This window comes from Chryseobacterium taeanense (assembly GCF_900099685.1).
In the GTDB taxonomy this organism is placed as follows: Bacteria; Bacteroidota; Bacteroidia; order Flavobacteriales; family Weeksellaceae; genus Chryseobacterium; species Chryseobacterium taeanense.
Genome location: NZ_FNDW01000010.1, coordinates 15,595 through 28,162, shown reverse-complemented (window position 1 = coordinate 28,162; position 12,568 = coordinate 15,595). Strand labels below are relative to the sequence as shown.

Below are 12,568 nucleotides of genomic sequence, written 5' to 3'. Positions count from 1 at the left end.
GGAATATTTTACGGGTGTCAAAATTATAAATTTACAACGAGATATGAAAGAGTGCGATGGCGGGTTTGGCTTAAGATTTCATTAAAATTATAATGATATTAAGAATATTATGATATACCTGGTCATTTCGGGGGCAGTTTTTTATGATAAGCTCCTGCCAAAACGTAAAAAACAAAACCCTATAACACTGATAAACAACAGATAAGGTCTTTTCTTAATATTTGTTTTTAAATGTAATAATTTTTACGAAATTTGGAGAAATCGTAAAAAGAAAAATATGCCAGATCAACCATTACAGACTTTAGGAGAATTTCTTATTGATAAGCAGGATGATTTCCAATATTCTACAGGTGAATTTTCTCGTCTTCTGAGTGCAATAAGATTAGCTTCGAAAGTGGTAAACAGGGAAGTGAACAAAGCAGGAATTGCAGATATTATCGGGAAAGCAGGGAACGAAAACGTTCAGGGTGAAGAACAGCAAAAGCTTGATGTCATCGCCAATGAGATTTTTATTACAGCTTTATCTCAAAGAGAAGTGGTTTGCGGAATTGCCTCTGAGGAAAACGATGATTTCATTGACATAAAATGTGGAGAAAACGGTCATCTGAGCAAATATGTAGTATTAATCGATCCTCTTGACGGGTCTTCAAATATTGATGTTAATGTTTCTGTAGGAACAATTTTTTCAATTTTCAGAAGGGTTACAGAACCTGGAACTCCGGTTCAGCTGGAAGACTTTTTACAAAAAGGAATTAATCAGATCGCTGCAGGATATGTAATCTACGGATCATCAACCATGATCGTTTATACTACCGGAAACGGCGTAAACGGTTTTACACTGGATCCTTCTCTGGGAACCTATTATCTTTCTCATCCGAATATGACTTTCCCAAAAACAGGAAAAATCTATTCCATCAACGAAGGAAATTATATCAAATTTCCACAAGGTGTAAAGAATTATCTTAAATATTGTCAGATGGAAGAAGGCGACCGGCCTTACACATCAAGATATATTGGCTCTTTAGTTGCTGATTTCCACAGAAATATGCTGAAAGGCGGAATTTATATTTATCCTTCTTACTCACAGGCTCCCAATGGAAAACTAAGATTATTATACGAGTGCAATCCGATGGCATTTCTTGCAGAGCAGGCAGGAGGAAAAGCAACCGACGGATTCAGAAGAATCCTTGAAATAGAGCCTACCGAACTGCACCAGAGAATACCTTTCTTCTGTGGTAGTGTTGATATGGTGGAAAAGGCAGAAGAATTTATGAGAATCGACAGTGTGAAATAAATGAAAGCAGAATATTTCAGACATCTATTAAAATTTAAACGCCCGGGTGGAACATCTCGCGGCGTTTTGAATGAAAAAGAAACTTTTATTCTTGAAATTTCAGAAAACGGAAATAAAGGAACAGGAGAATGTGCTGTTTTCAGAGGGCTAAGTTTCGACGACAGACCAGATTATGAGCAAAAACTTCGGTGGCTTTGCGAAAATATTCAGCAGAATTCTGAATTTTTAAAGGATGAATTAAAAGAATTTCCGTCGATCTGGTTTGGCTACGAGCAGGCTATTCTGAATTTAAGACATGGTAAAAACCTGTATTTCCCAAGTGAATTTACGGAAGGAAAAACTCCCATAATTATTAACGGACTTATTTGGATGGGTGATATCAGTTTTATGGAAGAGCAGATTCAGGATAAACTGGACAAAGGCTTTCATTGTATTAAATTAAAAATTGGTGTCAACTGGAAATCAGAACATGAAATTCTTAAAAAATTAAGACAGAAGTTTTCAAAAGAGATGCTGGAACTTCGCGTAGATGCCAACGGCGGTTTTACGAAAGATGAGGCAAAAATTGTTTTGCAACAATTGGCAGAACTGCAGATTCATTCTATAGAACAACCTATAAAATCCGGAAATTGGAATGATATGGCTGAATTATGCGCAGAAACTCCCACTCCGATTGCTCTTGATGAAGAACTGATAGGCATTATTGAGGTTAGTGAAAAGATTAAACTTCTTGATCGTGTAAAGCCTCAATACATTATTTTGAAGCCTTCTTTGATAGGCGGATTTTCCGGTTCTGATGAATGGATTTCACTTGCTGAAGAGAGAAATATCAACTGGTGGATTACTTCCGCATTGGAAAGCAATATCGGGCTGAATGCCATTGCACAATATACATTTACCAAAAAAAATCCGATGCCACAAGGTTTGGGTACCGGATCATTATTTGTCAATAATTTCGAATCAGATCTTGCTCTGAAAGGAGAGTTACTGTACTTTAAAAATTAATTTTAAATTGGATTTCGTCAGATTTGTCTGAATAACTTACTTGTTTTTAGGATTTAGTGACTCTTCTAGATAACATCTTCTACGAAAATTGCCTTTCTAATGTATTCTAATAATGAAGAAAAACTTTTTTTAACCTTTTTCATAATAATATTATTTAGTATTCTGTTTTAGTATTCCGTGTGCTTAATCGTTTGCAATCTTTATGCCATAATACAGCATTTTTCCCATTTCTTGATGCCTTATTTTCTACAAAACAACCTAACCAACTGTTTAATAACGGATTGAATCTGCTTTAAATTTTATTAATATAAATGCATTAAATTGAACAGGTATTTAACCTTAAAAAGAAATATTGGCTATAATTTGTAAAAAGCTTTCTTGCTGTTTAGAATCTTTCGGAATCATGATGAAATATAATTTAAGTAATGGTTTTTTTAGTCACCTCAAAGATAGGTAAAAATACTGAGGCAAAACTAATTATACTTTAAATTATAATTTTCGTAAAACTTTAAATTTTGCTAAATTTGCAAATTGTCGTGTGTACGGCATTTTAAAGCGAATTTTAATGGAAGAAGAAAAAAAATCACTCAATTTTATTGAGCAAATTATCGAAGATGATTTGGCAAACGGACTGAAAAAAGATCAGATCCGTTTCCGTTTTCCACCTGAACCCAATGGTTATCTGCATGTAGGTCATACAAAAGCAATCTGCATCAACTTTGGTTTGGGTGAAAAATACAATGCTCCCGTGAACCTTCGTTTCGACGATACGAATCCTGAAAAAGAAGAACAGGAATTCGTAGATTCTATTATGAAAGACGTTGAATGGCTGGGTTTCAAATGGGATAAAGTTTTGTACGCCTCCGATTACTTCCAGCAGCTTTATGATTGGGCGGTACAGCTGATTAAAGAAGGAAAAGCTTATGTAGATGAGCAACCGTCTGAAGTCATTACCGAGCAACGAAAAAATCCTGCCGAACCTGGAGTAGAATCTCCATACAGAAACCGGCCTGCCGAAGAATCTTTAGACCTGTTTGAAAGAATGAAGAACGGAGAATTTGAAGAAGGTTCAATGTCTCTTCGGGCTAAAATCGACATGACTTCTCCCAATATGAACATGCGTGATCCTGTGATGTACAGAATTCTGAGAAGACCTCACCACAGAACCGGAACTGCATGGAAAATATATCCTATGTACGATTGGGCGCACGGTGAATCTGATTATATAGAGCAAATTTCACATTCTTTGTGTTCTTTGGAATTTGAAAACCACAGACCTTTGTACGACTGGTATTTAGATCAGGTATATGATGAAACTAAGGTAAGAAATAAGCAAAGAGAATTTGCCCGAATGAATGTTTCCTATATGATTACTTCCAAAAGAAAACTGCAAAGGCTGATCGCCGAAAAAGCAGTAACCGGTTGGGATGATCCGAGAATGCCTACCATTTCAGGAATGAGAAGAAAGGGATACACAGCTACCGCTATCAGGAATTTTATTGAGAAAGTAGGTGTTGCCAAAAGAGAAAATCTTATTGAAATTCAGTTACTGGAATTCTGCGTTCGTGAAGATCTGAATAAAGTAGCGAAACGTGTTATGACCGTCGTTGATCCTGTCAAGCTGGTTATTGAAAACTATCCTGAAGGAAAAGAAGAATGGCTGGAAACAGAAAATAATCCTGAGCAGGAAAATGCAGGAACAAGAGAAATTCCTTTTTCTAGAGAACTATATATTGAACGTGAAGACTTTAAAGAAGAAGCGAATAATAAATTTTTCAGACTCAAACTGGGTGGTGAAGTCCGCTTAAAATCTGCCTACATCATCAAAGGTGAAAGGGTAGAAAAAGATGAGAATGGAAATATTACAACCATTTACGCAACGTACGACGAAAAATCAAAGTCAGGAAGTGGAACCGAAGAAAGTTTAAGAAAAGTAAAAGGAACTATTCACTGGGTATCTGCCAAGCATGCTATTCCTGTGGAGGTAAGAAATTATGACAAATTATTTACAGTAGAACAGCCTGATGCAGAAAAAGACGTGGATTTTCTAAACTTCATAAATCCTGAATCTGTAACAATCGTTCAGGGATTTGCTGAACCTGGCTTAAAAGATGTAGCAGTAGGAGAACCTCTTCAATTCCAGAGAATTGGCTATTTTACAAAAGATAAGGATTCTACTGAAGGCAGACTGGTATTCAACAGAACTGTAACATTAAAAGATTCTTATAAACCGGAATAAAATTATTTATCATCAATAAATGAAACAGGCCTTAATTTAAGTCCTGTTTTTTTGTTTAAAATACGAATAAGTTCGCTAAATTTTAAAATCCTAAATTAAGAAGTTTACAGTCATCCCAATCTGTTAAAAGCATTTGTTAAACCTTTGTTAAAGCAAAAGATAAATCATAAATTCAATAATAGACTCCCCTTTTTTACGTTGAAAATAAGTATATTCGCTTTTTAATTTTTTATTGAAAAATGAAGAAGATTGTCTCCTGTTTATTTTTATTTTCAGCCATCGCAACATTTGCCCAGGAAGCTATTCACTTTCAGGAACTGCCATTTAAAGATCTTATCGCAAAAGCAAAAAAAGAAAACAAAATCGTTTTTATCGATGCTTATACTTCATGGTGTGGCCCGTGCAAAATGATGGAAAGAAATATTTTCACAAAAAAAACAGTAGGAGACTATTACAATTCCAACTTTGTGAATGCCAGGTTTGATATGGAAAAAGGTGAAGGGAGAGAAATCGCTGCCAAATTCGGCGTACGATCCTATCCTACGTATCTCTTTCTGAACGGCGACGGAGAGCTTGTTTCGCAAAATTTCGGATATATGGAAGAAAGCATGTTTCTTTCCATGGCACAGGACATCAATTCGCCAAACAACAAAAAAGGAACCTTAAAAGAACGTTTTGAAAAGGGTGAAAAAGATCCTGAATTTCTCATTAATATAATGAGGCTAAACTCTTCTTCAGATTTTGATTTCGCTAAAAAAGCTTCAGAAAGATACTTTGAAAATAAAGAAAAAACATCAGAACTCACCAAAGACGACATCGGTCTTTTACTCTTTTTTCTGAAATCTTCTGAGGATAAAAATTATAAAGTCTTCACCCAAAGAAAAGCTGAGATCATCAAATTTCTGCCCGAAGAAACCTACCGAGAATTTGATAATCAGCTAAAACTCGGAAAAATCGTTGAACAATCCATCGACAGTCAGAACAAAAAAATCGACGATGACTATTTCATGAATATGGCCGAGCCACTTGTAGGAAAGCATGATGCAGAAGTAAAACTCAATCAGACAAAACTCAGCTATTACGAGCAAAATGCAAATTTTCCGGAATATGAAAAGGCAGCGCTTGTTTATTACAAAAATTCTGACGCTTTTGAACCTAATGAATTGCTAAAAGCCGCATGGATATTTTCTGAGCATATCAACAATCCTACGTCTCTCAAAAAAGCGGCGGAATGGGCCGAAAAGTCTGTCATGCGCGGAGAAACTTCAGAAAACACCTATATTCTTGCAAAATTGTACTTCCTTACAGGAAATAAAGATCAGGCAAAAACGTATGCTGAAATGTCAAAAAAAATGGCCAACCAGGCTCAGAAAGACTCAACTTTAGCAGATACATTACTAAATCAAATCAACAGCAAATGATGAAAATTAAATTCATTACAGCATTTCTTACTGTATTTTTACTCGGAAATTTACAAGCTCAGGAAGTAGAACAAAGTAATGAAACCAGTGTTTATGTAAAAGGTAATGCACTGCTCATTCCTATTGGGGTTGTTAATTTAGCTCTTGAACATCAGCTCACCAAAAAAATTACCATACAGGGAGATGTTTTGATTTCACCATGGAAGTCATTTTCAGGCCATGAAATGCAGTATTATTCACTATCTGCGGAGGGAAGATATTATTTTAATGAGGCTTTTAAACATTTTTATGTAGGAGCCAACATCGCCGCATCATCATTTGTTTTACAAAAATGGAATTATTGGTCTGATGATCCTTATTATAATGACTTTGGAGAAGTTTTTAAAACCTCAGATCTTTATCAGAAAGGCTATTCGGTAATTTTGGGTATTACGTTGGGATATCAGTTTAAAGTTTCCGATAGGTGGAATATTGATTTGTACGGAACTGTAGGAAGTTCACAGGATTTTTATAAAGGCTACGACAGAACTACAGGAGAACGTTACGATAAAAAAGATAACAAATTCAACAGAAGTGGTGAAATTCTTCCCTACAGAGGAGGTGTCATGATTTCTTATAAATTAAAATAATCCCAAATGAAACTATTCGGAAAAAATCACCTGATTATCTGCGTTATAACTTTTGCCATACTGTTTTTGATGAACTATCTTGGAAATAACGAAGCAGATAAACTGCAAAGAGCTTTAATGATCGGAGCTGCAGGAGTAATCGGGTTGTCAATTGGTTTATTCATCATGAACAAAGGCAAAGATGATAAAAATCCGCCACATGATTTTGACTAAAAAAGTGAATTAGAGACCAATGGTCAATTCGCTCAAGCTTTGTGAATCTTCAAAATTGATCGGCTAATTCAAATTCACCATTTGACTATTCGCCAATATTAATTTTCATAAATAACGTACTTCTTTCTGATCTTCTCAAATTTTTCCAGATCGGGCTTCCATGATGCTTTAATCTCAGCAATGGATTTTCCGGAAACGATCTGTTTCCTAAATTCATCATTCCCTGCTAAAGTATCAAACCAGAAATTCTTACCCGCAGCAGGTTTAAGAAAGAAATCAAGTTCAGGGTTTTTATAATTTTTATACGCTTTGATGATCCATTCAAGATTTAAAGCTCTTAAATCTTCCGGATAGTTTGAAAGATTTTCTCCAAAACAAAGCTTTCCATTTAAGAAAGGATCTTTTGCCCCGAAATTTGGTTTAGGGGTAAACTGATAAGGTAAATCTTTCGTCCACGGCGAGCCGTAAATCTGGAAAGGAAGATCCGTTCCTCTTCCGACAGAAACCTGAGTACCTTCAAAAAAACATAAACTTGGATACAGATTAATTGATTTGTCGTTGGGTAAATTAGGTGATGGCTTTTCCAACATCGGATATCTTAATTTTTTATGATAATTCTTCATGGGAATCAAGGTATATTTTGCCTGAATACCGTTTTTCAGCCATTTTTCACCATTTACCATTTTGCCATATTCACCGATTGTAAGACCATATACGACAGGGACTTCATGCATTCCCACGAAACTGCTCCATTTTTTATCAAGAACAGGTCCGTCTGTGTAGCCATCGTGTGGATTCGGTCGGTCAAGCACCATCACCTCAACATTATTTTCCGCTCCGGCCTCCATTAAATAAGTTAATGTCGAAATGTAAGTGTAAAAACGTACACCAACATCCTGGATATCAAAAACTACTATATCAATACCTTTTAATTGTTCAGGTTTTGGCTTTTTATTATTTCCGTACAGAGAAACAATAGGAATTCCTGTTTTTACATCCACTCCGTTTTTTACTTTTTCACCGGCATCGGCATCGCCTCTGAAACCATGTTCAGGCGCAAAGATCGATTTAATTTTAATTCCGTTCTTCACTAAAAAATCAACCACATGCGTTCTGTCGTTAATCAATCCGGTCTGATTGGTAACCACGCCGACCGTTTTTCCTTTCAGCAAAGGCAGATATATTTCCGGTTGGTCGGCACCCGTTTTGAAACCGTGTGTAGCTTGAGTCTGAGAATAATATTGATGGAATACTCCTAAAAAAATTAGGCAAATAAGAAGTAAATTTTTAATTTTGAAATCTAAATTCATAAGCTTGAAATTTCCTTTATATTTCTCTAGAAAAATAGCGTTTTCCAAAGATAACAAAAATAACCTTTCAAGGGTTATCATCTTCATCGGCAGACTTTCTGTAGCGTTGGGAATCATTGTTTCTTTAATTACCGTTTCCACAGGATTCGGCTCCAAAAAAGCGATCAAAGAGAGACTGGCAGATTTCAGTGGACATGTTACCGTAAAATCTACAAGATCTAATTCTTCATACAACACCTCTGTTCTTGATAATCAGGGACTGGACACTAAGAAAATCCGCCAGCTTCCCGATGTAGAATCGGTACAGAAATATGCGACGACCACAGGGATTATGCGGAATGAGCATAATTTTGCAGGAATTATTTTTAAAGGTATCGGAAAAGATTTTGACAGTCTCAGATTTAAAAAGTTCCTGCTGGCTGGCAACACTCCAAAGGTAACCGAAAAAGGCTACAACAACGGGGTCGTTATCTCCCAAAAAATTGCCAATGATCTGCATCTGAAAGTGAAAGACAGTATTGTGACTGTATTTTCAAAAACAGATCAGCAGCCTATTTACAGGAAATTTGAAGTAGTCGGAATCTATAAAACTGACATTAAAATGATCGACGATCAGTTTGTGATCGGAGATATCAATCATGTACGGAAAATCCAGAATATGAAGCCGGACGAAGTTGGTGGCATTGATATTTTCTTTAAAAACGTCAATGACATAGATACCGATTTTCCGGAAATCGAAAAGCTGATAGGCTATAAAAACTATGCAGAGAAAGCCACCGAAAAGTTTCCGCAGATCACAGACTGGATCAGTATTTTCGATACCAATATCGCACTCATCATCATTATTATGCTGATTGTTGTGGTCATTAATATCATTATGGTTCTTTTAATTCTTATTATCGAAAGAACCAATTCCATCGGTCTCCTTAAAACACTTGGAGCGAGCAATTCCCAGATTCGGGCAACATTTATCAATTATACACTCATCATCATGATTCCGGGGCTTTTATATGGAAATCTGATCGGTCTCGGCCTGATCCTGATTCAGAAGTTCTTTGGCATTATCAAGCTGAATCCTGAGAACTATTATGTTAGTACTGTTCCGGTAGATCTTAATCCATTGGTTATTATTTCCATTTCATTGGGTATTCTTATCATTTCCGGCTTGGCGCTTATCATTCCAAGCTACCTGATCAGTAAGATTTCTCCGGTGAAAGCGATTAAATATAACTAAGGGAAAATAAAATTGTGTCAATTGTGAATGGTGAATTTTGCTTTACAAGTGAATGTAGAGTAACAGGAAAATTAACTATTGACTCGCAGAAATTAACTATTGACATTAGTGCTGAATGGTGAATTTTGCTTCACAAGTGAATATAGAATCACAGGAAAATTAACCATTGACTCATAGAAATTGACCATTGACATTCTTTAATCCTACCATCCCTTAAGCTCAATAAAATTTAAAGCCGTATCTTTGCTGTTCTTTAAAAAACATTTATGAAATACGCAAACAACATCCTCGAAACTATAGGAAATACACCACTGGTAAAACTGAATAAAGTTTTAGGTGAAGACTTTCCGGCATTAGTTTTGGCAAAGGTGGAGACCTTCAATCCCGGGAATTCTGTAAAAGACAGAATGGCCGTAAAAATGATTGAAGACGCAGAAAAAGACGGAAGGCTGAAGCCGGGCGGAACGATCATCGAAGGGACTTCCGGAAATACAGGAATGGGGCTGGCTCTTGCAGCGATCATCAAAGGATACAAATGTATTTTTGTAACCAACTCAAAACAATCAAAAGAAAAATGCGATATTCTACGTGCTGTAGGGGCTGAAGTAATTGTCTGTCCTACCGATGTAAAACCTACAGATCCGCGTTCCTATTATTCTGTATCAAAACGACTGGCTAATGAAACTGAAAACGGATGGTACGTCAATCAGTATGATAACCTCTCCAACAGAGCAGCGCATTATGAATCTACCGCACCTGAAATCTGGGAACAGACTGAAGGTAAGCTTACCCATTTTGTAGTGGGAGCAGGAACAGGAGGTACCATTACCGGATGCGGAACCTTCTTTAAGGAGAAAAATCCAAATATCAAAGTAATCGGTGTCGATACATACGGATCGATCTTAAAGGAATATCATGAAACCGGCGAGCTTCATTACGATCATGCCTACTCTTATATCACGGAGGGGATCGGGGAAGATATCATTCCTGAAAACTATGATATGGCAGTGATCGACCATTTTGAAAAAGTAACAGATAAAGACGGTGCCATTTATGCTAGAAAGCTGGCAAAAGAAGAAGGAATTTTCTGCGGATATTCTGCGGGAAGCGCCATCGCTTCTCTGGTTCAGATGAAAGATCAGTTTACGAAAGATGATGTCATTGTCGTTCTTCTTCATGATCACGGATCAAGATATGTAGGAAAAATCTACAACGATGAATGGATGAAAGAAATGGGCTGGCTGGATTAAAAGTTTTCTCTATAATACATAAAGAACTCAGAACATTTTGCTCTGAGTTCTTTTATTTTATTAAACTATTTCCTGACAGATGTTATTCCTTAATTCTCTGCTTTAAAACCTGCTTCAGGAAGCTATAATCTTTCTCGCTCATTGACTTTCGGGGAAACATATAGCTATACTTTCCTTCGATGCTGATAAATTCATTATTGCTGTCAAAGAATTCAAAATCTTTCCATTCGCTGGTTTCTTTATCGCCATCAATATTGACAGTGAAGAAATTTTCATCGAATCTAATCTCATAAATGCTGCACTTCTCCAGCTTGGTTAAATAATGCCCCACCTGTTTTTTCCATCTTGAAACTTTGTTGATGCTCACTGAAAGAAAAACAGCACACAACAGGAACAAGAAGCTGACAAAATATAAAATTCCCGCTTTCTCCTTGCTGAAATCATCTCTGAAAAACAATAAAATCAGTAAGATAAGGCCGACCACAATGGTTGTTATTGTTCTCCCGCGGGTTGTTGATGAAAAGAACAGGCTTCCCTGATTACCACTGAAATATATTTCCTCAAAATCCTGCCTTTTCGGCTTCAGAACGATTACCCTCTCTTCACTCATATCGATTAATTATGAATACAAATATAAGTTTTTCCACCTATCCATTTCATCACAAATCCAAAACCCTTATACTCTTTAACCCTAAAACTATAAGACTCTCACACCCTAAAATTCTCAGACGCTCAAATTTATCATTCCTCATACTTATCACTGATCGCCGAAAGCTTAGTCATCAGCTCGCGATTTCTCTGCTTCAGCTCATCCATTTTTCTGAGCATATCGTGAATCACTTCAAGCCCCGGAAGATTGATTTCCAGATCATAATGCCAATTGGTAAATCTTTCAAAAGAAGGCAGATCTTCATACATCAGGTATCTTATTTCGTTTTCTGTATGGATATTCAGCAAACCGGAATCTACCAGTTCATCAAAAAAGGTAATCTCAATATTGTATATTTTTACGAGTTCTTCCCGTGATATTCTTTCATTCATGACTTAGGAATTTTTTAGTTGTTCGAAAAGTTCTTTCTGCTTATCCGTAAGATTCGTAGGCAGTTTCACGTCGTAGGTCACAAACAGGTCGCCAAACTGACCTTCTTTCTTGTACACCGGAAAACCTTTCCCTTTCAATCTTACCGTCACACCGTTCTGCGTTTCGGGTTTTACTTTTAGGTTAACGCTTCCTGTCAGCGTATTCACTTTTACATCACCTCCCAATACTGCCGTATAAAGATCAATAGAAACCTTGGTTTTAAGATCATCCCCGATTCTTTCAAAATCAGGATCTGCCGGAATATTAAAGGTAATATATAAATCTCCTGCAGGACCGCCATTATATCCCGGGCTGCCGTGACCTTTCAGCTTGATCTGCTGCCCGTCGTACACTCCTGCCGGAATGGTGATTCTCACCTTTTTCCCATTAATATCGAAAGTCTGCTGATGGGTAGTAGCTGCGTCTCTCAGCCCAAGATTCAGTTCTGCGTGAACATCCTGTCCTTTAAACTTTCCGGACGCACTTCCTCTTGAACTTCTTCCGAAACCTCCTCCGCCACCGAACATACTCTGGAAAAAATCTGAGAAATCTTCCCCTTCTCCAAAATCCGCACCGGAGAACCCGCCTCCGAAATTACTGCCCTGGCTCTGGTACTGCCTTTGTTGTTGCTGTGCTTTTTCGTACTCTTCTCCATGCTTCCAGTGCTCGCCATATTTATCATACTTGGCGCGGTTTTCAGGATTACTGAGAACCTCATTGGCTTCATTAATTTCTTTGAATTTTCTCTCTGCTTCCTTATCATCGGGATTAAGGTCGGGGTGCAGTTTTCTTGCCAGCTTGCGATATGCTTTCTTGATATCTTCCTGTGTTGCGTTTTTATCTACGCCTAAAATTTTATAGTAATCTATATAAGCCATAGAATGGTTTTTAC

General features: G+C 36.8%; 12 protein-coding genes. 8 read left to right on the top strand and 4 right to left on the bottom strand.

All coding sequences use genetic code 11. The features are described 5' to 3' along the window. Positions 1–277: 277 nt before the first annotated feature. From fbp to BLR30_RS13295, 6 genes are all read left to right on the top strand, one after another. A complete protein-coding gene (fbp, locus tag BLR30_RS13320; RefSeq protein ID WP_089859772.1) occupies positions 278–1,294 on the top strand; it encodes a class 1 fructose-bisphosphatase in 1,017 nt (338 codons plus the stop codon). After that, the gene (gene menC, locus BLR30_RS13315; RefSeq protein WP_089859769.1) at positions 1,295–2,299 is read left to right on the top strand and encodes an o-succinylbenzoate synthase; all 1,005 of its coding nucleotides are present in this window, start codon (positions 1,295–1,297) and stop codon (positions 2,297–2,299) included. A gap of 565 nt (positions 2,300–2,864) precedes the next feature. Then, complete coding sequence (locus BLR30_RS13310) at positions 2,865–4,538, top strand: glutamine--tRNA ligase/YqeY domain fusion protein (protein WP_089859765.1); 1,674 nt, start codon at positions 2,865–2,867, stop codon at positions 4,536–4,538. Between the two features lie 239 nt (positions 4,539–4,777). Further along, positions 4,778–5,959 (top strand): thioredoxin family protein, encoded by a 1,182-nt coding sequence (locus BLR30_RS13305; protein WP_089859762.1) that lies wholly within the window; start codon positions 4,778–4,780, stop codon positions 5,957–5,959. After that, complete coding sequence (locus BLR30_RS13300; protein ID WP_228400769.1) at positions 5,956–6,588, top strand: DUF3575 domain-containing protein; 633 nt, start codon at positions 5,956–5,958, stop codon at positions 6,586–6,588. The genes BLR30_RS13305 and BLR30_RS13300 overlap by 4 nt, the downstream gene beginning before the upstream one ends. Before the next feature lie 6 nt (positions 6,589–6,594). Further along, on the top strand, positions 6,595–6,801 hold the full coding sequence (locus tag BLR30_RS13295) for a hypothetical protein (protein WP_089859759.1): 207 nt from the start codon (positions 6,595–6,597) through the stop codon (positions 6,799–6,801). A 98-nt stretch (positions 6,802–6,899) separates the two neighbouring features. Here the strand turns inward: BLR30_RS13295 and BLR30_RS13290 are convergent, their stop codons facing one another. After that, positions 6,900–8,111 (bottom strand): exo-beta-N-acetylmuramidase NamZ family protein, encoded by a 1,212-nt coding sequence (locus BLR30_RS13290; RefSeq protein ID WP_089860063.1) that lies wholly within the window; start codon positions 8,109–8,111, stop codon positions 6,900–6,902. 4 nt (positions 8,112–8,115) lie between these two features. On the opposite strand from BLR30_RS13290, the gene BLR30_RS13285 reads away from it, so the two are divergent. Together BLR30_RS13285 and BLR30_RS13280 are read left to right on the top strand one after the other, a co-directional pair. Further along, positions 8,116–9,345: an ABC transporter permease gene (locus BLR30_RS13285; protein ID WP_089859756.1), complete on the top strand. Its 1,230-nt coding sequence runs from the start codon at positions 8,116–8,118 to the stop codon at positions 9,343–9,345. 266 nt (positions 9,346–9,611) lie between these two features. Further along, positions 9,612–10,595, top strand: coding sequence for a PLP-dependent cysteine synthase family protein (locus BLR30_RS13280; RefSeq protein WP_089859751.1), 984 nt, complete (start codon positions 9,612–9,614; stop codon positions 10,593–10,595). A gap of 82 nt (positions 10,596–10,677) precedes the next feature. Here the strand turns inward: BLR30_RS13280 and BLR30_RS13275 are convergent, their stop codons facing one another. From BLR30_RS13275 to BLR30_RS13265, 3 genes are all read right to left on the bottom strand, one after another. Then, the gene (locus BLR30_RS13275; RefSeq protein ID WP_089859747.1) at positions 10,678–11,205 is read right to left on the bottom strand and encodes a hypothetical protein; all 528 of its coding nucleotides are present in this window, start codon (positions 11,203–11,205) and stop codon (positions 10,678–10,680) included. Positions 11,206–11,336: 131 nt separating this feature from the next. Next, positions 11,337–11,636: a chaperone modulator CbpM gene (locus tag BLR30_RS13270; RefSeq protein ID WP_089859744.1), complete on the bottom strand. Its 300-nt coding sequence runs from the start codon at positions 11,634–11,636 to the stop codon at positions 11,337–11,339. Between the two features lie 3 nt (positions 11,637–11,639). Further along, positions 11,640–12,554: a DnaJ C-terminal domain-containing protein gene (locus BLR30_RS13265; protein WP_089859739.1), complete on the bottom strand. Its 915-nt coding sequence runs from the start codon at positions 12,552–12,554 to the stop codon at positions 11,640–11,642. Positions 12,555–12,568: the final 14 nt, after the last annotated feature.

Excerpts from the sequence above, each read along its gene's own strand:
- BLR30_RS13290 (WP_089860063.1), bottom strand. The coding sequence starts at position 8,111 with ATGAATTTAGATTTCAAAATTAAAAATTTACTTCTTATTTGCCTAATT.
- BLR30_RS13305 (WP_089859762.1), top strand. The coding sequence starts at position 4,778 with ATGAAGAAGATTGTCTCCTGTTTATTTTTATTTTCAGCCATCGCAACA.
- BLR30_RS13275 (WP_089859747.1), bottom strand. The coding sequence starts at position 11,205 with ATGAGTGAAGAGAGGGTAATCGTTCTGAAGCCGAAAAGGCAGGATTTT.
- BLR30_RS13265 (WP_089859739.1), bottom strand. The coding sequence starts at position 12,554 with ATGGCTTATATAGATTACTATAAAATTTTAGGCGTAGATAAAAACGCA.
- BLR30_RS13280 (WP_089859751.1), top strand. The coding sequence starts at position 9,612 with ATGAAATACGCAAACAACATCCTCGAAACTATAGGAAATACACCACTG.
- fbp (WP_089859772.1), top strand. The coding sequence starts at position 278 with ATGCCAGATCAACCATTACAGACTTTAGGAGAATTTCTTATTGATAAG.
- BLR30_RS13300 (WP_228400769.1), top strand. The coding sequence starts at position 5,956 with ATGATGAAAATTAAATTCATTACAGCATTTCTTACTGTATTTTTACTC.
- menC (WP_089859769.1), top strand. The coding sequence starts at position 1,295 with ATGAAAGCAGAATATTTCAGACATCTATTAAAATTTAAACGCCCGGGT.
- BLR30_RS13310 (WP_089859765.1), top strand. The coding sequence starts at position 2,865 with ATGGAAGAAGAAAAAAAATCACTCAATTTTATTGAGCAAATTATCGAA.
- BLR30_RS13270 (WP_089859744.1), bottom strand. The coding sequence starts at position 11,636 with ATGAATGAAAGAATATCACGGGAAGAACTCGTAAAAATATACAATATT.
- BLR30_RS13295 (WP_089859759.1), top strand. The coding sequence starts at position 6,595 with ATGAAACTATTCGGAAAAAATCACCTGATTATCTGCGTTATAACTTTT.